The following is a 21,608-nucleotide window of genomic DNA, read 5'->3' on the forward strand; positions in this document are numbered from 1 at the left end:
GCTCAATGAGGGGTTGGAGATAAAATGACATTTCCAGCGCATATTGCTGCCAAAGGATCGAAATGTCCGGTCGGCGTCGGTTTGAAGACACAACACTATGATGATGTGTTGTCTTCCAAGCCGGCGCTGGCTTTTTTTGAAGTCCATGCCGAAAATTACATGATGCCTGGCGGGGCGCATCACCGGTATCTGGAGGCAATCAGCGATACCTACCCGCTGTCATTGCACGGTGTGGGCATGTCGCTTGGGTCCGCTGAAGGGCTTGATAAGGCGCATTTGCGGCAATTCAAAGCTCTCGTCGAGCGTTACAGGCCCTGGCTTGTTTCCGAACACCTAGCCTGGTCAAGGATGGGCGACACCTATTTGAACGACCTGCTGCCGTTACCCCTAAACCCGCAGAGCCTTGAGGTTGTCAGGGATAATGTCAATGCAATGCAGGACGCGGTTGGGCGCAGGATACTTGTAGAGAATCCGTCATCATATCTCGCCTTCACTGGTAGCGATATGCCGGAAATAGAGTTCCTTGTGGAGCTCGCCGGAAGCACGGGATGTGGCCTTCTTCTTGATGTGAACAATGTCTATGTGTCAGGCCAAAATATGGGGTGGGATGCCGCCGCCTACCTGAAAAATGTACCAGCCGCCTTGGTTGGTGAAATTCACCTGGCAGGGCATGTGACCAAAGAGGTGGATGGCCAAACTATCCGGATTGACGATCATGGCAGTAAAGTCTCAGAGGACGTGTGGGAACTGTATGAAAGTGTGGTGGGGCGCATCGGCCCAAGGCCGACGCTGATTGAGTGGGATTCTGATATTCCCCCCCTTGATGTGCTGCTTAATGAAGCAGGGCGTGCGCGCGAGGTGATGAACGGCGTGCTAGCGCAGGCAGAAGGCGCGTGCCGTGACTGACCTTCTATCCCTTCAGCGATCTTTCGCTCAAACCATATTGGGGCAAGCGCCAGAAGAAGAACTGCTGCGGGCGGTCAAGCCCGGTGATTTGCCGCCAGACGCGCGCTTGCGCATCCATCAGAATAATTTTCGGGAAAGCCTGAGCAGCGCACTTTCAGGCGTCTTCCCATTGTGTGAGGCTTTTGTCGGTGAACTGTTTTTGAAGCAGGCGCTGCGCCATTTTGCGCTCGCATGCCCACCAAATAAGGCCGCGCTCTTTCTTTACGGTGCGAATTTCCCGGATTTCTTGCGAACCTATCCTGCTGCAGAATCAGTGCCTTATCTCGCGGATGTGGCCTTGCTGGAGTGGTATACGCACGCACTTTCAAACGCTTCAGAAGAAGCGATTTTTGAAGATTATGCTGCGGCACATGCTGCCATTGAGGAAGGGACGGGTCTTCGCCTGCATGGAAACGCTCGGCTGTTGGTTAGCAGCTTTCCGGTTTATGACCTCTGGCAGGTTGCAAGCGGCCAACTGGAGCCGGAAGCACTGGATATCTCTAGTCGCGGAGGGCAAGTGGTCCTCCTGGTTCTCCATGAGGGGCAGGTCTTTTACCAGTCCTTGGAAGGGCCGGTAGCCGATTGTTTGATGAGGATTGAACATGGCGAGGCCCTCGGGCTGATTGAGGCGGATCTGTTGAAGGAGCTAATCGATAGGGGAGCGATTAAGCCCCGATAATCATAAATGGGGAAGGGTGAACCTTTGAACCAACTTATAGAAAAATATCGGTTTCTGTCCGACCGCGTTATGCAGGCCTTTGGGGTGCAGGACTATTTGCTGCTGTTCCTTCGGGTCTGGATTGCAAAGATATTCTACTTGTCAGGAAGGTCGAAGGTGGGGAGTGGCTTCCTGACACCCTCAGACCTGACAGTGATGCTGTTTGAAGAAGAGTATGCGCTGCCGTTTGTCGATCCAGACGTGGCAGCACACTTGGCTCTTTATGCCGAAACGTTCCTGCCGCTGATGTTGATGGTGGGGTTGGGAAGCCGGTTCGCAGCGGCCGGGCTTATGGGCATGACACTGGTGATCCAGCTCTTTGTCTATCCAGGCTATTTTCCAGAGCACACAACTTGGATTGCAGCTTTATTGCCTATTGTGATGATGGGGGCGGGGCGCTTGTCTCTGGACCGTTTGTTGGTCCTTCGGATTGCAAAATAAGCTAATCACGAAATTTTGAAAATGAAGGTGGTCTTTTTGCCTGCTTTTTGAGTTTTTTTCCGTCGAATTGCTTTTTATTTAGAATGAAAATCGGTTAATACAGACCGAAGTATCTCTCTTGCTTTGTTTTAAGGACATGTCATGGATGAAATCGACCGTAAGATTCTGAATTTGCTGCAAAAAGACGCGACGCTGAGCACGGCGGAAATTGCCGAGGCAGTTGGTTTGTCGACCACTCCATGCTGGCGCCGGATCCAGATTCTGGAGCAGGAGGGCTATATCACGCGCCGTGTTGCCCTGGTCGACCGCAACAAGATCAATGTACCGCTCGATGTCTTTGTCGCCATCCGCACCAACGAGCATAATTTTGATTGGCTTGATGAGTTCGCGCGACTTGTTTGCGAGTTCCCAGAAGTGGTGGAACTTTACCGCATGAGCGGCGAAATCGACTATCTGATGCGCGTGGTGGTGCCAGACATGGCGGCCTATGACACCTTCTACAAGAAGCTGATCAAACGGGTTCAGCTGACGGACGTGAGCTCTTCCTTTGCCATGGAGCGGATCAAATACACCACAGCCCTGCCTCTTGACTATGCAATCGAAAGTGGCCGCGGTCGCCGGAAGCGGAGTTAATGGTGGATGTCCGGTCGGCGGCTTCCGCGCCCAAGCAGGAGATAAGGCTGGAGGACTATGAGGCTCCAGCTTTTACCATTGAAAGCATCAATCTGATTTTTCGACTGCATGACGATTATGCAGAAGTAGAGGCACGTTCCCTGTTCCGGATGAAAAAGGGGGCAGGCAGCGAGCTCAGGCTTGACGGCGGGCCCTATATGGACCTGCTGGCGCTTGAAATCGACGGCTCCCCTGTGCCTGACGACCAGTTCGTCAAATCTGCGGAAGTCCTGCAGCTGAGATCAGTTCCCGAAAAATTCGAGCTAGGCGTGGTAACGAGACTGCGTCCCAGGGAAAACACACGGCTTGAGGGGCTCTATTTTTCCGGCGGCAACTTCTGCACCCAGTGCGAGGCTGAAGGCTTCCGCCATATCACTTATTTCCCCGATCGTCCGGATGTGCTGACGCGTTATCATGTTCGGATTGAGGCAGATACCAAAAGTTGCCCGGTTCTGCTATCAAACGGCAACCCAGGGCAGAAGGGTGACTTGGGCGACGGGCGTCACTTTGCGGAATGGAACGATCCACACCCAAAACCTTCCTACCTGTTTGCCCTGGTGGCGGGCAATCTGGCATGCCAGAATGACAGCTACACTACCGCTTCTGGGCGGCAGGTTGACCTGAACATCTATGTTTCAGAGCAGGACCTGGACAAGTGCGATTATGCCATGCAGTCGCTGAAGCGCTCCATGGCCTGGGATGAAGAAGTCTTCGGCCTCGAATATGATCTTGATGTCTATAACATCGTTGCGGTGTCCGATTTCAATATGGGGGCGATGGAAAATAAGGGCCTCAATATCTTCAATACCAAATATGTGTTGGCCAGCCCGGAAACTGCGACAGATGCCGACTTCGATCATGTCGAAGGCGTGATCGGCCACGAATATTTCCACAACTGGACAGGGAACCGGGTGACGTGCCGGGACTGGTTTCAGCTCAGCCTGAAAGAAGGACTGACGGTCTTTCGCGATCAGGAGTTTTCAAGCGACATGACGTCTCGTGCGGTCAAGCGTCTTGATGACGTTCGCGTGCTGCGCATGCTGCAGTTTCCTGAGGACGCCGGGCCCTTGGCACACCCTGTTCGTCCAGAAAAGTACATTGAAATCAATAACTTTTACACAACGACCGTTTACAATAAGGGCGCTGAAGTTATCCGCATGATGCACAGCATCATTGGGCCTGAGGCTTTCCGTAAGGGAATGGATCTCTACTTCGAACGCCACGACGGACAGGCGGCCACATGCGAGGACTTCGCTGCAGCCATGGAAGATGCCAGCGGGGCCGATTTGAAACAGTTCAGGCTGTGGTATTCCCAAGCGGGCACACCAAAAGTGACCGCGCGTCGCAGTCATGAAGGCCGTGACCTTATCATCACCCTTGAACAGTCGTGCGCACCCAGCCCGGGGCAGGGCGTTAAGCTGCCATACCATATGCCTATCCGACTTGGTCTTGTGGGGCCGAATGGAGGCGAAGTAACAGCAGACCTTGAAGGTGACGGTAAATGGGAAGATGGCAGCTGTATTGTGAACCTAAGGGAAACCCACCAGTCGTTCCGTTTCAAGAACGTCCCTGAAGGAACGGTTCCCAGTATCCTCAGGGGATTTAGCGCGCCTGTTGTGTTGGATCACGACCTGAGCGACGACGAGCTGGCCTTTCTGGCCGTGCAGGACAGTGATCCCTTTGTACGCTGGGAGTCGACACAAGACCTTTACAGTCGCTACCTTGTGAAACAGGTAAGCGAGGACGGCGAAGGGCACCCGCCTGAGTTGTTGCTTCAAGTCTTTACAGGGCACCTGGCCGATAAGGCGACAGACCCAGCGTTGGTGGCCGAGTTGCTGACATTACCGGGCGAAATCGCACTCGGTCAGAAAATGGAAAGCCTGGCGCCGGAGCGTATTCACACAGCACGCGAGACGTTGGCGAAGGCATTCGCTGATGCATCCTCAGAAAATATTATTGATCTTTATCAAAGCCTTAAGGCAGCGCAAGGCTATAGCCACGAGCAGGGCGCAAAGGCAAATCGTCGGCTTCGAAATGTCCTGCTGAATTATATTGCTTTGATGCCGGATGGTGAAGAAACGACCCAGCGTCGCTATGCCGAAGCAGATAATATGACAGACTGCATGGCGGCCCTGTCCCTGATATCGCACAGTAATTTTGATTGCAGGGATAAGGTCCTGCAGGAATTTTATGACAAGTGGCGCCAAAATGACCTTGTCATCGATAAGTGGTTTGCCGTTCAGGCACAGAGTAAACGGTCTGATACCGTGTCCAAAGTGCGAGAGTTGACGCAGCATGAGGCCTTCACATTCAAGAATCCAAACCGACTACGGTCTTTGATTTCCACTTTCTCAATGCTCAACCAAGTGCGATTCCATGAGAAAAATGGCGAGGGATACCGTTTCCTGGCAGAAATGATCGTTAGGGTAGATGAGCTCAACCCTCAAACCGCCGCGCGACTTGTTGCGCCCTTGGGGCGCTGGGGGCGCGTTGATGAGCCTCGAAAGGGTTTTATGAAAGATGCGCTGATGTCTGTTTTGAAGGTTTCAAATTTGAGCGATGATGTTAGAGAACTGGTTGAAAAATCGCTTGCATAAAGGGGTGGTGATTCGCGTAATAAACGAAAATATGGCATGTGCCGTGTCTAATATGATAGCCATGTTAAGGATTGATAAACCTTTTTGCACTTTTTTGGCAGATTAATTAGTCATTGATTTTTATATGCAAATGACAATCGGTTCGGTTTTCAGAATCTGATTCTAGTGCCGACGGCAAATTCGCCCGGACAATGTGCTAGTTATCGAAATAGCTGCAATCTATAATGGGCGCAGCCAATCACCAAAGAGAGAGTAAAATGAATAAGAGTCCTGATCCAATTGACGTACATGTAGGGCAACGCGTCCGTGCGCGTCGCAAGATGTTGGGTTTATCGCAAACTCAGTTGGGTAATGAACTGGGCGTGACTTTTCAGCAAGTTCAGAAGTACGAGCGCGGTACCAACCGCATCGGTTCCAGTCGTCTTTTTAGAATGTCTACAACCCTTGATGTGCCTGTAGCCTATTTTTTCGAGGGTGCCGAAACTAAATTGCCTGGCTATAACGCCGCAATTGAAGGGATGGACGAAGACGCGTTCGAGCGTCAGGAAACCCAGGAACTTGTGGAAGCCTATTACCGCATCGCCGATCCGCGTATTCGCAAGAAAGTGTTGGGCCTCGCCCGCCTGCTTGCAAGCGGTGTGGACGAATACGGGATGTAAAGCCCTCTCTGCTCGAGACTCTTAATTCAAAAGCGCGGCAATTGGGGGCCGCGCTTTTTCTTTTAAAGACTTTTTTCTACGAAAGGCAGGTCCAATGGTCCGTTCTTCCTATGCCTTTTGTTTCTTGCGCTTTTTGCGTTCGCGGCGCGCTAGATAAACCAGCCCGGGAGCCAGCAGCAGGAAGCCTGCTGGTTCTGGCACAGACACGACGCGAATAACCGCAGTGTCCAAACTGGTGAGGATAAAGTCGCCAGGCAGGAACAGCCGACCACCTGAGATCAGGTTGACGAATTCGCCGTTCCCCAGAAGGCTGCCATCATAGCGAACACGCAGGGTGACCAGATAATTGCCAGTGGCATCAAAAAGCGTGCCCTCGCCACTCTGCACAAGCAGGTTCGCACCAGTACCCAATTCCTGGCCATCCAACAACCAGACAAGCTCAAACTCAGATGTGTCGGTCAGGTTGCAAAGTGCTTCTGCTTCGAAGCTGGAGGCACAGCCATCCAGCTGGAAGTCTTCCCCTAGCAGTACCGCATCATAGGTGCCGGCTTCTGCAGCAAGCTGGGGTTCAGGGGCGGGCGTTGGCTCCGGGGTCGGCTCAGGTGTTGGTTCTGGCGTTGGCTCCGGGGTCGGCTCAGGTGTTGGTTCTGGCGTTGGCTCCGGTGTCGGCTCCGGTGTCGGCTCAGGTGTTGGTTCTGGCGTTGGCTCCGGTGTCGGCTCCGGTGTCGGCTCCGGTGTTGGTTCCGGCGTTGGTTCTGGCGTTGGCTCAGGCGTTGGTTCCGGAGTGGGCTCCGGTGTCGGCTCCGGGGTCGGCTCTGGAGTAGGCTCAGGCGTTGTGGGCGAACCAAGGTCCGGTGTTCCGTCGTTAGGTTCTGGAACAGGCGCTTCCGGTGTATCGTTCGGGTCTTCGGACGGCGTCGGCTCTGGCGCTGGGTCAGGTTCAGCCGCGGGCTCAGGGGTGCTTCCCGTATTGGACGTAGACGGTTGAGGGGTTGCCGCTACCGCCTCCTGGGTTGGCAAGCCTGCAGAAGCATCGGCAAAGGCAGCGCCTGGATCAATGATAGGTGTGTCGATTTCAAGCACACTTTCGACCGTGATATTCTGGCCGGCCGCTGGTGCAATTCGCTCAATAAAGTCAGCGACTTCTTCAGCCAGCTCTTCTTCAATTTCATCCGAGGGCTCAGGATAGATGATTACAGCGGTGATATAGGTGTCCTGGCCGCCCAGTTGTCGAAAGTTGATCCGCAGCGTGCCGTCAACCACCTCTACACGGGTGACAAGCATGTGGCCGGTGGCAGGTCCAGAGCCGCCAGAGCCTTCAAACTGCATGAATGGTTGTGTTGCATCAAGCGAGAGGCCTGAAAGCCCGCTGATTGCTGCCGCGCCAATTGGGCCGCTGCCCAGATGCAGGTCTTTGCCTGCAGCATCAAGGGTTGACAAGAAAAGAGGCCCCGACGCGCTAGCCTGCAGACTATAGCTTTCAGCGTTAAAATCAGTGCTGTCACTGGTGGTGGCATTATTGTCATGGCCAGACCCTGCAGACAGGCGATCCGGGCCGTTAGTGCCCAGCTTCATTACGGGAACGAGATCATCTGTCGCCCGAGTGTCGACCATATTGACTTTGCCGCCATTACGCTTGACGTCCACGCCGAATGGATACAGCGGCGACTGGCCGTTAGGGCGAGGGGCGGTCAAAATGACAACACGGTAGCGGCCGTTTGGAACATTGTTCGCAACAAATTGTTCCACGTTGCGGACACCATTTGAAAGGATGGACGGGCCGCTGTCGGCTGCTTCATCGCTCATGTGGTCGCCGACCAGCATCTTGCTCTCGGAACTGACGCGGACAAATTTTTCATACGGCGTACCGCCGGATGGGCCAAGGTCCCAGCCCATCGCCCCTTCTGTCAGCTTGAAGTTATCGTCCAGCACGAAAGGCGCCATAAAGGCTGTCCAGTGCGTCCGTGCACCGGCTTCGATAATCAGGTTTGCAGCATCGGAGATGGTTGCCAGATCATAGTCACCGGCAGCTTCTTCGATTTTTGAAAGCAGGGCATCCATCCTGGCTTTAAGTGCGTCAGAATCGCCCATCGCCTGGTTTAGATAAGATTGCACGACCTGGAAGCCCCATTCGTCTACAGCAAGCGCCCCTTCAACGGCTTCATCCAGGGTGACCGTGGGGAAGGTCTCGATCCGGGCTTCAACCGGTGAGCGGATCAGGTCAGCACTTCTGGTGCCAGTTAGGTAGAAATCTGCCGCTTCTTCATCTGTATCCTGCAAAGGTGCTGTATCTTGCGTGCCGGAAACAGCGCTTCTCAGGGCTGGACGCACCACTCTCAAGCGCCTGATCCCGGGTATTTCAACCGGAGGCGGCGTGGTCATGACATATGTCGCTGGAGGGGGCAGCAGGCGGTCACCAATAACCGGTGGCAGCGTGTCGTCAAGAATGCTGAGCTCGTCCTCCTGCTGCCAAGCACCATAGATCAGCGTACCTGTAGCGACTGCAGTGCCGGTCAGCAGGGTAGAGATAATGAGCGATTTGTTGCTTTTCAGCATCTCTGTTTCCTCAACAACGAAAAACTTGTCTCAAATTTAACTTAATACATCAAAATGACGTTTAACAAACGCATTTTTGTTGGTTTCCCTTGCTTTATTCGTGGTTTGCGGGCTAATCACTGGCCCATTATAGCAAGCCTTTTGTTCCCAGACTAAAGTATGGATCGTAAAAACATGTTAACAGGCCGCCCCTTTGATGATCTTCGGGCCATTCTTGCCCAATTGCCTGATGCGGACGATTGTGCTGCAAAAAAGGTTCGAGAAGCCTTAGCCGGCAAGCCGGTAGACAGCACTAGCGGTCTGGCCGAGCTGGCTGCCTGGGCGGCAAGCTGGCAAGGTTCATCCAACCCCAGCATAGCAGAAAGCCATATCTGCGTCCTGGCCTCCAGTTATGAAGGGCAGGATACATCAAGCGTGACTGACTATATTGAAGCGACGTCCAAGGGGGCTGCAGCTGTGAACCTTTTGTGCGTTGAAAAAGGGATCGGTCTACGCGCTATCCAGCTTGCGCCAGAGATGCCCCATCCAAGTGATGGAGACTGGTCGGAGCAGGACTGTATGGCTGCTGTGGCCTTTGGTATGGAAGCAACGGCAGCAGGCGGAAACATCCTCGGGCTAACGGACATGGCACCGGGCAATGCAGAGCGTGCGGTCGCAATTATTTTGGCTGTAAAAGGGCTGCAGAGTGACGATACTCTTTTGGCGGCAGTAGACAAAGATTTTGCCAACAATGTGAAGGTGCTGCTGGCGCGAGTCCAAGGTGCTGAGGGTGATCCGCTTGAGGTTATGCGTCGGCTTGGTGGGCGGGAAATAGCTGCAGCCGTAGGCGCGCTTGTTGCGGCGCGCAGCCGCCGACTGCCAGTCCTGACTGATGGGTGGGCCGCGATAGCAGCTACTGTCGTGCTTGACGCGCTGGTTGATGGTGCGACAGGCCATGTGCTGCCAGCAGCAAGTGATAATCCCATGCAGGCCTTGGCTTGGCACCTGATTGGCAAGACGCCAATCGTGGGTCTGGAAATCGGTGGTGGGCCGGGCTGCGGCATTGCTATCGGCGTCTCTGTTCTGGGGGCAGCGTGTGCTATGCTGGGTTTGCGAGACCGGACCCAATAGACCCTCAGCATTAAACAGACTGCCCCAACATGGCCGGAAAGCAGGAATGCGCCAACAGTGGGAAGTTGTTGAATAAGAACAATAACTTGCATTTTTGGGTGTAATGCCTAGGCTTCTCGGTAGGTGGGGAGTCGTAAAGTGGTAGGGCGTAATCGGGATGGTTCGTATCTTTCGGCATTATGTATCGCCAATCAAACTTGGATTGGCGGCCATTGATTTTCTGCTGATTTTTGCTGCTTCGATTGGGGCTGAATGGTTGCGTTACCAGTTTCTTGACCTGCCGCCTGACGTAGATTTCAGTTTGGCCGGATGGGTTGCCAAGGCCTTGCTGCCTGTTGTCAGCTTACCGGTCCTGCTTGGTGTTGGGGCTTATCAGACAGAGTCACTATCCGATTTTCGTATCTTCTGGGTTCGGCTGGCAGTGGGGTTGCTGCTGGCCGCCATGATCGTTGCAGCCGTGCTCTTTCTTGTGCCGGTTCTGCCACTCTGGCGATCCATCATGGTTTTGGCGATTATGACGTCCAGCATCGCCTTGATGACCTCGCGTGGCATTTTCATGAAGTTTGGAAGCCCGCATTTCCTGGGAAAAAGAGTTCTATTGTTGGGAGCTGGCGAAACAGCAGAAAACCTGCTTCAGTATACAGAAAAGGCTCGGGAATCCGGGATCAATATTGTCAAGACGGTTGCGTTGCCGGGTGAGCGCGTACAAGTCAAGGATGCCGTGGAGTTGGAAGATATTTCCAGGCTTGATCAGTTTGTCCATGATAATCATATCGAAATGATCATCGTAACCCGTGATAACGTGCAGACGGCTTTGCCCCTTGAAGCGCTTATAGCCAGTAAATTGTCGGGTGTAGAAGTGAAAGACAGATTGGCCTGCTATGAACAGATCCGGGGATATGTAGATGTCGGTTCGGTCAGTGCCGAATGGATCATATTCTCCGAAGGATTTCGTGGCGCAACCGGACTAGAAGGCGCTGCAAAGCGAATGCTGGACCTCACCGTGAGCTTGGTATTTGGCTTGTTGGTCAGCCCGCTTTTGCTGGCGGCTGCAATCGCCATCAAAATCACCAGTCGGGGACCTGTGTTTTATCTGCAGGAGCGGGTAGGGCTGAATGGTAAGAGATTTCGGCTTGTTAAGCTTCGTAGTATGCGTGTTGATGCAGAGCAGGCTGGCGGCCCGCAATGGGCGGAGGAAAAAGACCCCCGTATAACGCCAATCGGTAATTTCCTAAGGCGCTCAAGGCTCGATGAAATGCCGCAGCTCTGGAACGTATTCAAAGGCGATATGAGCTTTGTTGGTCCACGCCCGGAACGGCCGTTTTTTGTTGAGCAGCTAGACAAGCAGATACCGTTTTTTCGGGAAAGGCACTGTGTGAAGCCAGGCATGACCGGTTGGGCGCAAATCCGATATCCATATGGGGCATCCGTTGAGGATGCACGTCGCAAGCTGGAATATGACCTGTATTATATTAAAAACTATTCTTTGTTTCTCGACTTGTTGATTATCATCCAGACCATAAGGGTTATTCTTTTTCCGATTGGGGTAAGGTAAGAAGTATGCAGTCAGGCAGTGCATTTCCAACCCAGATCCGGGCAACCAAAAGGGCGCTACAGACAGGTGTTGCGGCAGTGGCTCTGATTGCTTTGGTGGGTACCGGGGGCGCTTTAGCCCAGGCAGGCAAAGAAGACGTACGCCAGCTGATGGCGGCTGGCGACTATGAGGCGGCTATCCAACGCCTAGAAAGCCTGCAGCAGGAAGGCAAGGCAGACAGCGACCTCTACATGCTGCTTTCTCGGGCCTATATTCAGAGCGGAGCCGGAATCGCCGCGGAGGCAGCCATCGAAAGGGCGCGCCGTCTTGGCGCCGATTATGCCCAGACCGCTGTTCCTTTTTCCAAGACCAAATTGCTACAGGGGAAGTTTGCTGATGCGATTGGCGCCCTGCGTGGTGTCAATATTCCCGCCGATCAGCGCGCTGAGGCCTATATCGTTCTCGGTGATGCGAATTTCGCCTTGAGAAAATACGACGAGGCGCACAAGAATTATGAACTCGGGCGGGCAGCGGATGACAGCAATTTCCAAGCCTACCTTGGACTTGCGCGCCTCGGCCTTCAAAATGGCAGGCTGGATTTGGCCGCCGATTACGCCAACAGGGCTGCAACTCTTGCGCCGGGCAATACAATGGTGCGCTATACAGAAGGCCTGATTGCCCGCTATCAGGGTGACGCCGAGGCTGCTGAGAGGTTTTTTCTGGAATCGCAGAAGCTTTTTCCTGGCAACATTCTGGCGAACATCGAGCTTGCTGCGATCCGGATCGACCAGGGACGCATAGAAGATGCTCAGGCCTATCTGGATGCGATTTATGCGGCCGCTCCCAAACACCCGATGGCTATGTATCTGTCAGGTACCATTCTGGCCCGTCAGGGACGGTATGAAGAGGCAAACACGCTTCTGAATTCTGCCCGTGTTGTCACGGAAAACTATCTGCCGGCGATCTATATCCGTGGGCTGGTTGCCTACGAACTGGGTAACTTCCCTCAAGCCGAAGAGTTGCTTGCGAAGGTGGTCCGAGCCCGGCCAGCAAACTTGCCAGCGCGGATGACATTGGCATCAGCCTTTCTCAAGCATGAACGCCCTCAGGCAGCGCTGAACATACTCCGCCCAGCGCTTGAAGCTCGCCCGCACGACCCAAACATTCTGGCGATTGCAGCTGCAGCGACCATGCGTTTGGGCGATATTGAAAACGGGAAGATCCTGTATGAAGCGCTGGCTGCACAAACCGGCGGACAGGCGGGTTTGAATGACATTGACCTGATTGCCAAGCTGGCGCTTGCACGGTTTGTTGCTGGCCAAACGGAAGACGCATTGTCAACCTTGGCGCGGGCCGTCCAGAACCAACAAGCCAATTTACGGAGCCTGGCCATTCTTGCGGGCATGCAAATCCGGGAGAACGATCTGGATGGAGCGGAGCAGACAGTTGCGAGGATGTTGGCATATGCGCCGGACCGGGGGCTTGGCTACAACCTTAGGGGTTCACTTGAGTTCAAGCGTGGGCAGTATGCTGCGGCAGCCCGTTCCTTCGAAGCTGCTTTTTCCAGAAACCCGGAGTATTATACAGCTCTCAGGAACAAGGCTCTGTCGCAAATTCAGATGGGCCAATATGCGAATGCAGAAGACGATCTGAAGCGACTTCTTGAAATCACGCCCAATGACGCACGCGCCAAGGCTATGTTAGGCAGGGCCTTGCTAAGGCTGGGAAAGGCGGATGAGGCAACAGACTATTTTAGTGCAGCGGTAAGGGCTATACCGAATTCCGCCGATGTTTGGGCTGATTATTCCGAAGCGCTGGGCGGTGCGGGAAAGACGGCGGAAGCGATTTCGCAGGCAAAAGATACTGCCGTAATGGCGGCCGACAGGCCAGACCTGCTACGTCGGATGGGAGAGCTTCTGCTGGGGCTTGGTGAAGCTCGATTGGCTGTGCGGCCCCTGTCACGCTATGTGGCCTATCATCCGGACAGTGGCGAAGCGCATCTGCTCCAGGGCCGGGCAATGCTGGCAATGAAGCTATATACCGGTTCCAAAACGGCCTTCCGGCGTGCGATGCAGGCCGAAAAGGATCGACCAGACGCTGACGTGCTTGATTGGTACCTCTTCGCGGCGGACGCGTTGGCCGAACGATTTGATGAGGCTATTGTCAGGCGGAGCGGCCTGATACCCGGCAAACGCCCGGTAGATGTGTCTGCTGGCGTGGTAGGGGACTTCCTGCTTAGGGCGGGCCGTCCGGAAGAGGCTGTTGCAGCCTATCGGGCGGCCATGACTACTGCATCCAGCAGTGATCTTTTTGTCGGTCTTGCACAGGCGCAGGAACAACTCGGTGACGTAACAGCCGCCATTGCGACGCTGGAAGACTTTGTCGAGGACAAGCCGGTCAGCCGAGATGCACGGCTCAAGCTTGGCAAGCTTTATGCCGACCAAGGCCGGACCGGAGCTGCAATCAAGCAATATGAAACTATTCTGCGGAATGGTGTGGCAGACGCTTATGTCGCTGCTGTTTTGGCGATGGCCTATATGGAAGATGGCAACCGCAAAAGCGTGCCTCTAATTGAACGGGCCTATCTGATCCGCCCTGAGGACCCCTTTATCCTGGATGCTTATGGTTGGATTTTGCTGCAGGCGAACCGGGATACTTCGGCGTCTATTCCGGCACTTGAGCAGGCAACCAGGCGCGCGCCATCCGAAGCGCTTTATCGCTACCATTTAGGAATGGCATATCTTGCGCGCGGGCGTCGAGAAGACGCGGTGCAGGCATTTGAAGCAGCCCTGCAGTTGAACCCGGAGTTTAGCCAAGCTGCGGATGCTCGCCGTCAGCTTAGTAATTTACGTTAAACATTATTTTTTGGCTTCAATAAATTGAAAATATTAACTTTTTCAAGCCTATTTCCAAACTGCGAGCAGCCAAGTTTTGGGGTGTTTGTAGAAAACCGTTTGCGACATTTGTTGGCTGATACGGACATAGAGGCGCAGGTCATGGCCCCCGTACCATGGTTTCCTTTTGGGCATTCCGTCTTTGGCCGGTACGGCGAATACGCCAAGGTGCCAGCGCGAGAAGTGCGACATGGCATAATTGTTCATCATCCGCGGTTTCTTGTGGTGCCGAAGGTGGGCATGCGATTAAATCCCTGGTTTCTGGCCCGCGCTGCGGCCAGGAAGTTGCGGGCTTTGCAGCAGAGTGGCTTTGACCCTGACCTGATTGACGCCCATTATCTGTATCCTGATGGTGTTGCCGCTGCGATGCTCGGTCGCGCGTTCGACAAACCTGTTGTGATGACCGCAAGGGGCAGCGATGTGACAGAAATTGGCAGATTGCCGGTATTCAGGGGGAAGATCCTTCAGGCCGCTGAGAGCAGTAGCCATATCATTACTGTCAGTAACAGTTTGCGTCAGGAGCTTGCGGAAATGGGTGTCCGGACGCCGATAACGACGCTCAGGAATGGTGTGGATGCTGACCGCTTTCATATTCTACCTGACGTGTCTGCAAAGCCTCATGGTATTGACGACTTCCATCTCGTGTTCGCTGGTTGGCTAATTCCACGCAAACGGCCAGACCTTGTTTTGAAAGCAGCAGGCCAAATACCCGGTGCCCGCGTAACGATGGTGGGGGAGGGCCCAGAACTCCCGTCACTTAAGGTGCTGGCGCAATCACTCGGTATTTCATCCAGGGTGACATTCCTTGGCCAACAGCCTCCGGAGGCGATGCCCGGACTTTTGGGGCGGGCGGACGTCCTGATGTTACCTTCGGAACGCGAAGGTTGGGCGAATGTACTTCTTGAAGCCATGGCATGTGGTACACCTGTGGTTTCAAACGCCGTTGCGGGTGCGCTTGACCTAGTTACTGTACCAGAGGCTGGGCGACTGGTTTATAGCCAGACACCAGAAGCCTATGCAACTGCGATCAAGGATGTCATTTATAATCACGCGGGGCGCCGGTCTGTGCGCGCATACGCCCAGCAATTCGGTTGGCGAGAAGTGTCTTTGGCGCAGCAGGCTATTTTTGAGAAGGCAGTAGAAGAATTCAAGAAAGGGCAGGCTGTTGGCTAAGGGCAGGGGGAGCATACTTGTGACCGGTGGTGCAGGGTATATTGGCGGCCAAACTGTCCTGTCACTTCTTGACTGCGGCTATGATGTGTGTGTGCTTGATGACCTGTCTACCGGCATGCGCCACGAATTTCATGATCAGACCCATTTTTATGAAGGCCGTGTCCATGACCAGGCACTGGTGAAAGATATCATTGCGTCACATAGCATACGCAGTGTCCTGCATTTCGCGGGGTCCATCAAAGTAGATGAATCCGTTTCTAACCCATTGAAATATTATGAAAATAATACAGAGGGGAGCCGGGCGTTAGTTGAGGCTTGTGTGGCAGGCGGTGTAGCTGATTTCATTTTTTCATCCACCGCAGCCGTATATGGTACGGCGCCGAACCGGCCGGTTTCTGAGGATGATGAGACGATTCCCTTGAATCCCTATGGCTGGTCCAAACTTTTCACGGAACGGCTTTTGGAGGATGTGGCAGCGACAGGTGCGCTGAAGTATGGCATTTTCCGATATTTCAACGTGGCCGGGGCTGATCCTGCCATGCGTCATGGCCAGTATCTGGAGCAGCCAGTCCATCTTATCGGTCGTTCTATTGATGCTCTTTTAGGGATAGCACCGCCGCTGACTATCTTTGGCCAGGACCTGCCAACGCCGGACGGAACAGGCGTAAGGGACTATATCCATGTAGCTGATGTGGCCGACGCACATGTTAGCCTTCTGGAGTATCTGCAGCTGGGTGGCACAAGCCAGCGGCTGAATCTTGGCTATGGCACGGGCTACAGTGTTCTTGAGGTTATCAATGCATTGATAGAGGTGACCAAACGGGATGTGCCATTTGGGTACGGTGAAGCACGTGCGGGTGAGGCGCCGTCTGTAATTGCCGACACAACACGCTTGCCGGCATTGCTGGACTGGCGGCCAAAGCATGATAATTTGAGAGAGATATTGCAGACTGCATTTGACTGGCAGGTAGAGCAGGCGACCAAGAAAAGGAGTTAAGGTATTGGAAACATTGTATTTTATAATTTTCTGCTTCTTGGCTGCCTGGTTAATTTACTGGATGGTTAAAAATGACGACTATGCTGAGTTCTCGGGCGATGAAGAGGGTAAAAAGTTCAGTGTTGATCCGAAAGCAAAGCAAAGTGACCAATGAAATGGCGAAAATGGCTGGTTTTATACAACCTAAGTCATTAATAAAGCGCTTGATTTATTTGGAATCTGCTTGGCATATTGCGCTTAGACGTAGTAGTTGCGCCAATAATATATGACGTTAGGAAAAAAGGGCTCGTGACAGCGGCATTGAAATTATGGGGCAGGCTTTTTGTGCTGATTGCTGGCGCCAGTCTGTTGAGTGGGTGTTATTTCTTCAACTGGCCAGACAGGTTGCCTCCGGCGCCTTTCGTGCCGCCTAATGAAGGACCAGGCCCCAATTATCTAATTGGGCCAGGAGATGGGCTTAGTGTCCATGTCTGGCGAAGTCCGGAACTTTCTGTGATTGTAACCGTGCGCCCGGACGGCCGTCTTACCATGCCGCTGGTTGAAGACCTGCCAGCCACAGGCAAGACGCCAAGTCAGCTGGCACGGGACATTGAAGAACAGCTTGGCGTATACATCACCCAGCCAATCGTGACTGTTGTGGTGCAGAACTTCTTTGGCCCATTTTCACAGCAGGTGCGCGTTGTGGGCGAGGCAGCAAGCCCGCAGGCTATTCCTTATCGTGCGAATATGACGCTTCTGGATGTGATGATTCAGGTCGGCGGCCTGACGGAATTCGCCGCCGGAGACCGCGCAACGCTGGTTCGTTTTGAGAATGGCGAACAAAAAGAATACGGGGTGAAGATCGAATCTTTGCTCAAGGACGGTGAAATCGAGGCAAATGTTAAGATACTGCCGGGTGATGTACTGATTATCCCAGAGAGCATTCTGTAGTATACTGCTAGCTGCAGGGTATAAAATGTTGGTATCGGAGTAAAGATAATGGCTGTTCAGCAGTCCAGTTTACATGATATATATCAACAGATTAAAGCCATTTCCTATGGTATTTGGCGAAAGCGTTGGTATATGCTTGGAACAACCTGGTTGGTTAGCCTTCTGGGGTGGGCTTTGGTTGCGACAATGCCATACAAGTATGAGGCAACAGCCCAGATATTTGTAGATACAGAAACAATCCTGCCAACAATTGCGCGCGAAATGGGCATCAATGTTGACCTGATGCGCAAGGTGGATATCGTCCGCCGTACCGTTGTGACGCGGTCTAACCTCGAGAAGATCATCCGACGGTCAGACTATCTTGACCAACTGGCGCGGACCGACAAGGACCTGGATGCCCTAGTCGCTCAATTGACGCGAGACATCCGAATTTTTCCGCTTGATGAGGGGATGTTCAGGATTCAGTACTCGATTGATGATGACAGGTTGAGCGACCGTCAGCGTGCGGAAGTCGCAAAGCGCGTCGTAGCGAGCTTGCTGGCGTTTTTCCTGGAGCGCAATACCGAGGACGGTCGGCAGAAATCAGACAGTGCTATCGAGTTTATTGATCAGAAGATCCAGGAATATGCTCAGAAACTCTCGGATGCTGAGACGGCAGTGGCAAAATTCCAGCAAGACAACATCGAATACCTTGGGTCTGCTGGCAGTTTCATCCAGCGTTTGGACACGGCCAAGGTGGAACTACGCAAGACCAGCAGCCTGATAGCAGAGGCCCAGGTCACTCACGATACACTCGAACAGCAGATCAAGAATGTGCCAGCCACCATTCGAGAAGCCCGATCAAGCCGCACCGGCTCCCGGGGGGGAGATGCTGATCCGCTGGAGGAGCGCATCGCGGATCTTGAGAAGAAACTGGATCAGCTCAGAGTGCTTGGCCTTAAAGACCGCCACCCCGATGTGGTGAATGTCACCCGGCAGATCGATGCCCTGAAGAAAGAACTTCAGGACAAGCAGGACGCGTTGGCTGCTGAGCTCGAGGGGTCAGCAGAAGCAGGGCGCAATTCCAACCTGACGACAGAAACGCCAAACCGTCTGTACGAGCAGTTGATGCTTCAGATCATTCAGACGCGGACAGAGCTGCAAACACTGAAGCAACGTGAGAGCGATCAGCGCAAGACCGTTGCTGAAATGGAGGAAAAGGCCAAGCGAGTGCCGGAGATCGAGGCACAGGAGAGCAAGCTCAAGCGGGACTATGTTTCGATCCGTGGACAATATAACGAATTCGTGCAGCAGAAGCAGGACCTTGACCTTCGGGCAGATGTGGAGGCCACAGATGAGGCTCTCTCGCTTCGGGTGGTTGAAGAGCCGATCACGCCACAAAGCCCAAGCGGTCCGCCTCGCCTGATTTATTTTGCCGGTGTTTTCGTGGGCTCTCTCATTGCTGGGATTGGCGTTGCGCTGGTGCTGTCTCAGCTCCGTCCCGTAGTAATCACTGTGGATCAACTCAGGTCGCATTTTGACTTGCCTATTTTGGGTAATGTCACCAAATCCATGTCGGAGGAGGAGAACCGCCGCCGCAGCATCGACCTCTTGTCTTTTGCCGGAGGTGTCCTTCTGCTGTTGATCATTTTCGTATCCCTGCTTGCGTTCGATATTTTCGGCGCGCCGACGGTAGGTTAAGGGTGAGTATCGTGTAATGGACCTGATCGAACGGGCAGCGCAGAAAGAAAAGAAGAAGAAGGAGAGTGGTGGCTCTCTGGTCGAGCGCGCGGCTGAGCTTGGCAGTTCTGGTCAGTCCAAAGCGCGAGGCATTGGGGTCGGTAGCCAGGCTCCTTCGGAAAAGAAGCCTGATCCGTCATCCTTAAACCCTATTTCCCAGCAGGAACAACCGAAGCAGTTCAGGGGTATCGGACAGCCTGGGGCGCCGCGGACCGATGCGGCTGACGGCGACACACAAAAGAAAGCAGCGATAGGCGGTATCGGGTCGCCAGAGGCGCGTCGCAGCACTGCTGATAGACTGGCAGACAAGATTGTCGACAAGCCGTTGCCGGTGCAGCCGCCAGAGCCTAGCCCAAAGCCTGAGCTAGACGAAATGAAGGCGCCGCTAAAACCTGAAAAGGTAGGCAAGGCCAGCAAAGCCGGAAGCGGAAAGCGTAAGGAACAGCAAATTGACCTTATGGCGCTTCGGGAAGCTGGCTATATCACGCCCGACATGCCGCCCAACCTGATGTCCGAAGAGTTCCGTATCATTAAGCGCTCCATCCTACTGAACGCGTTTGGCAAAGAGCGGCGGGTCGATAACGGTAACGTGGTGCTTGTTACCAGTTCCAATCCTGGCGAAGGTAAATCATTCTGCGCCATTAACCTGGCGCTTTCCGTGGCTACGGAACAAGATACGACTGTTCTCCTGATTGATGCTGACTTTTCAAAGCCTGAGGTGCTGAACCGCCTTGGCGTCAGTGGTGGTCGGGGGTTGATGGATGTCGTGGCGGATGAAGAGATTGAAATTGGCGACTGCCTGATCCGCACTAATATCCCGAACCTTGTGTTGTTGCCCGCAGGTCGACAGCACAACCTGACAACAGAGTTGCTCGCCAGTGAGCGGATGGAAAAGATTGTAAGCGAGATCGGGTCTCGGTATCCAGACCGACTGGTGGTTTTTGATTCTCCGCCCGTACTTGCGAGCTCGGCAGCTTCGGTTCTGGCGCTATACATGGGGCAGACAATCTTTGTGATTGAGGCGGAAAAGACCACTGAGCCTCAGATCAAGGAAAGCCTGAGCATGATCAGTGCCTGCGAGCATATCAACCTGCTTCTGAACAAGACCCGTTACAGTGGTAGCAACAAGAAATTTGCGTCTTACTACGGGTACGGCGGCCGATAGGGGAAATGCTAGGTGGGGGCTTTCTCCGGCAATATCCGAATATTCCGGCTCTTCTTACTTGGTGCCTTGGCTTTATGCCTGGGTGCCGAGTTAGGTGCCCTACACGCCCAGCATATCTGGTTCGACCCTAGGGTAGAGGCCAAACTGGCTTTTTCCGATAATTCTCTGCTGAGTGAAGGAAACAGGCAGGCTGACACGGTGCTGAACTTTGCGCCCGGCCTTAATACCCGCATAGAGGGACGAAAACTTCGCGGTGCACTCGACTATTCCTACGACTATCTCCGCTTTTTGTCGGACGGATCGTCGGAAAGCCGACACAATCTTTTCGGCACTTTTGATATGGATGTTTGGGAAGATCATCTTACAGTCAACAGTCGCGCCAGCTTGCGGCAGGTGTTTCTGGACCGGGGTGGCAGCCTTTCCAAAAGCATCGCCAATAAAAGCACCAATCGGCGACTGGTGCAGAGCTATACAGGCAGTGCAATCCTGAAAGGTACAGTTCGGAACTATGCCGACTGGCGCATAAGTTACCGGTATGGACTGACCCTCAGCCCTGCAGACAACTTGGCGGATGAAACTATCACTACAAACTTCTCGGACACACAGACCCACGAAGTGCGTGCGTCCATTGGTTCGGGACAGCGGTTCAATAACTTGGAGTGGCGGCTTTATGCCAGCAGCCAGCGAAGTCAGCGCAGCCTGGATGTCAATGATTTCCGAACAGAAAGTGCAGGCGCAGAACTTCAGTTGAAGTTTAATCGGCATTTTTCGCTTATTGGCTCTCTCGGCTATGCCCAGAACGGCTTGCAAACACAGGCGCTGGCGGTTGATGGCATGTCCTGGGAGACAGGCTTTCGGCTAACACCGGGAAGCAAACTTGACCTTACCATGAAGCTGGGGAAAGAAGGCAATCGGACTAAGTGGTATGGTCGCCTGCAGCATTTCTTCTCGGTGCGCCTGGATTTGGTTGCCAGTTACACGGATACCATCACCTCCAATGCAATTGTCCTCAACGATACGTTGCAGTCGCTGCAGTTTGATCCGTCGCGTGGCATTATCGACACACAAGGGCTGCCGGTGGATGAAACGGACCCGAGTTTTTCCTTGTCAGATGTGGATTTTCGTCGCCGGAACGCCAGCGCTGTCCTGACATGGCGGCACAAGCGATCTCAGCTATATCTGAACGGTAACATGGAGTGGCGGACCTTTGATGATAATTCAGGTACAGCCTCATCTTGGGGTGTTTCCACTGGCTTTAAAAGGCAGGTGAATAAAAACACTGATTTATCCGGAACAATAAGTTATCGTCGCAGTAGATTTGAGGACGGAGTTCGGGTAGATAATTATTTTGTGGGCAGCTTGGATTGGTCAAAGCGCGTATCTAAGTATTTTACCTTCTCGGTGAATGCGAGTCATAGCCAGAGGCAGTCGAATGAGCAGGGCTCGGACTTAATGGAAAATGCGTTGACCCTGTATCTAAGAGGGACGTTTTAAGGCG

16 protein-coding genes are annotated in these 21,608 nt (G+C 53.5%); 15 read left to right on the forward strand and 1 reads right to left on the reverse strand.

Going from position 1 to position 21,608, the window contains the following annotated elements:
* Positions 1 to 24 precede the first annotated feature (24 nt).
* The 6 genes from bufB to KORM41_RS04210 all read left to right on the forward strand — a co-directional run bounded on the left by bufB (position 25) and on the right by KORM41_RS04210 (position 6,032).
* Positions 25 to 906, forward strand: a complete 882-nt coding sequence (gene bufB, locus KORM41_RS04185; RefSeq protein WP_068145003.1) for an MNIO family bufferin maturase — start codon at positions 25 to 27, stop codon at positions 904 to 906.
* Positions 899 to 1,624 (forward strand): HvfC/BufC N-terminal domain-containing protein, encoded by a 726-nt coding sequence (locus tag KORM41_RS04190; RefSeq protein WP_068145006.1) that lies wholly within the window; start codon positions 899 to 901, stop codon positions 1,622 to 1,624. The genes bufB and KORM41_RS04190 overlap by 8 nt, the downstream gene beginning before the upstream one ends.
* 24 nt (positions 1,625 to 1,648) lie before the next feature.
* On the forward strand, positions 1,649 to 2,104 hold the full coding sequence (locus KORM41_RS04195) for a DoxX family protein (protein WP_231727132.1): 456 nt from the start codon (positions 1,649 to 1,651) through the stop codon (positions 2,102 to 2,104).
* Between the two features lie 141 nt (positions 2,105 to 2,245).
* Complete coding sequence (locus KORM41_RS04200; protein WP_068145009.1) at positions 2,246 to 2,737, forward strand: Lrp/AsnC family transcriptional regulator; 492 nt, start codon at positions 2,246 to 2,248, stop codon at positions 2,735 to 2,737.
* Positions 2,737 to 5,373, forward strand: a complete 2,637-nt coding sequence (gene pepN, locus KORM41_RS04205; protein WP_068145012.1) for an aminopeptidase N — start codon at positions 2,737 to 2,739, stop codon at positions 5,371 to 5,373. The genes KORM41_RS04200 and pepN overlap by 1 nt, the downstream gene beginning before the upstream one ends.
* Before the next feature lie 257 nt (positions 5,374 to 5,630).
* Entirely contained in the window at positions 5,631 to 6,032 is a 402-nt protein-coding gene (locus KORM41_RS04210) for a helix-turn-helix domain-containing protein (protein WP_068145015.1), read from the forward strand.
* A gap of 108 nt (positions 6,033 to 6,140) precedes the next feature.
* On the opposite strand, the gene KORM41_RS21990 is transcribed toward KORM41_RS04210, so the two are convergent.
* The gene (locus KORM41_RS21990) at positions 6,141 to 8,588 is read right to left on the reverse strand and encodes a hypothetical protein (RefSeq protein WP_068145019.1); all 2,448 of its coding nucleotides are present in this window, start codon (positions 8,586 to 8,588) and stop codon (positions 6,141 to 6,143) included.
* Positions 8,589 to 8,747: 159 nt separating this feature from the next.
* Here KORM41_RS21990 and KORM41_RS04220 point away from each other — a divergent pair, with 159 nt between their 5' ends.
* The 9 genes from KORM41_RS04220 to KORM41_RS04265 all read left to right on the forward strand — a co-directional run bounded on the left by KORM41_RS04220 (position 8,748) and on the right by KORM41_RS04265 (position 21,604).
* Positions 8,748 to 9,698 carry a nicotinate-nucleotide--dimethylbenzimidazole phosphoribosyltransferase gene (locus tag KORM41_RS04220; RefSeq protein ID WP_068145021.1) on the forward strand — a complete coding sequence of 317 codons (951 nt, stop codon included), beginning with the start codon at positions 8,748 to 8,750 and terminating at the stop codon, positions 9,696 to 9,698.
* Positions 9,699 to 9,855: 157 nt separating this feature from the next.
* A complete protein-coding gene (locus tag KORM41_RS04225; protein WP_068145024.1) occupies positions 9,856 to 11,253 on the forward strand; it encodes a TIGR03013 family XrtA/PEP-CTERM system glycosyltransferase in 1,398 nt (465 codons plus the stop codon).
* 77 nt (positions 11,254 to 11,330) lie between these two features.
* A complete protein-coding gene (prsT, locus tag KORM41_RS04230) occupies positions 11,331 to 14,087 on the forward strand; it encodes an XrtA/PEP-CTERM system TPR-repeat protein PrsT (protein WP_231727134.1) in 2,757 nt (918 codons plus the stop codon).
* Between the two features lie 81 nt (positions 14,088 to 14,168).
* On the forward strand, positions 14,169 to 15,299 hold the full coding sequence (locus tag KORM41_RS04240) for a glycosyltransferase (protein ID WP_269448950.1): 1,131 nt from the start codon (positions 14,169 to 14,171) through the stop codon (positions 15,297 to 15,299).
* A gap of 19 nt (positions 15,300 to 15,318) precedes the next feature.
* A complete protein-coding gene (gene galE, locus KORM41_RS04245; RefSeq protein WP_231727136.1) occupies positions 15,319 to 16,296 on the forward strand; it encodes a UDP-glucose 4-epimerase GalE in 978 nt (325 codons plus the stop codon).
* Positions 16,297 to 16,596: 300 nt separating this feature from the next.
* A complete protein-coding gene (locus KORM41_RS04250; RefSeq protein ID WP_068145168.1) occupies positions 16,597 to 17,226 on the forward strand; it encodes an XrtA/PEP-CTERM system exopolysaccharide export protein in 630 nt (209 codons plus the stop codon).
* 48 nt (positions 17,227 to 17,274) lie between these two features.
* Positions 17,275 to 18,906 carry an XrtA system polysaccharide chain length determinant gene (locus tag KORM41_RS04255; protein WP_082719742.1) on the forward strand — a complete coding sequence of 544 codons (1,632 nt, stop codon included), beginning with the start codon at positions 17,275 to 17,277 and terminating at the stop codon, positions 18,904 to 18,906.
* A gap of 16 nt (positions 18,907 to 18,922) precedes the next feature.
* On the forward strand, positions 18,923 to 20,110 hold the full coding sequence (locus KORM41_RS04260) for an XrtA-associated tyrosine autokinase (RefSeq protein ID WP_068145046.1): 1,188 nt from the start codon (positions 18,923 to 18,925) through the stop codon (positions 20,108 to 20,110).
* A 12-nt stretch (positions 20,111 to 20,122) separates the two neighbouring features.
* Positions 20,123 to 21,604, forward strand: a complete 1,482-nt coding sequence (locus KORM41_RS04265; RefSeq protein ID WP_068145050.1) for a TIGR03016 family PEP-CTERM system-associated outer membrane protein — start codon at positions 20,123 to 20,125, stop codon at positions 21,602 to 21,604.
* The last annotated feature ends 4 nt before the right edge of the window (positions 21,605 to 21,608 follow it).

It is taken from the genome of Kordiimonas lipolytica (genome assembly GCF_001550065.1).

Coding starts and splice junctions, on each gene's coding strand:
- pepN (WP_068145012.1), top strand. CDS start 2,737: ATGGTGGATGTCCGGTCGGCGGCTTCCGCGCCCAAGCAGGAGATAAGG.
- KORM41_RS04210 (WP_068145015.1), top strand. CDS start 5,631: ATGAATAAGAGTCCTGATCCAATTGACGTACATGTAGGGCAACGCGTC.
- KORM41_RS21990 (WP_068145019.1), bottom strand. CDS start 8,588: ATGCTGAAAAGCAACAAATCGCTCATTATCTCTACCCTGCTGACCGGC.
- bufB (WP_068145003.1), top strand. CDS start 25: ATGACATTTCCAGCGCATATTGCTGCCAAAGGATCGAAATGTCCGGTC.
- KORM41_RS04255 (WP_082719742.1), top strand. CDS start 17,275: ATGGCTGTTCAGCAGTCCAGTTTACATGATATATATCAACAGATTAAA.
- KORM41_RS04260 (WP_068145046.1), top strand. CDS start 18,923: ATGGACCTGATCGAACGGGCAGCGCAGAAAGAAAAGAAGAAGAAGGAG.
- KORM41_RS04220 (WP_068145021.1), top strand. CDS start 8,748: ATGGATCGTAAAAACATGTTAACAGGCCGCCCCTTTGATGATCTTCGG.
- KORM41_RS04200 (WP_068145009.1), top strand. CDS start 2,246: ATGGATGAAATCGACCGTAAGATTCTGAATTTGCTGCAAAAAGACGCG.
- KORM41_RS04225 (WP_068145024.1), top strand. CDS start 9,856: ATGGTTCGTATCTTTCGGCATTATGTATCGCCAATCAAACTTGGATTG.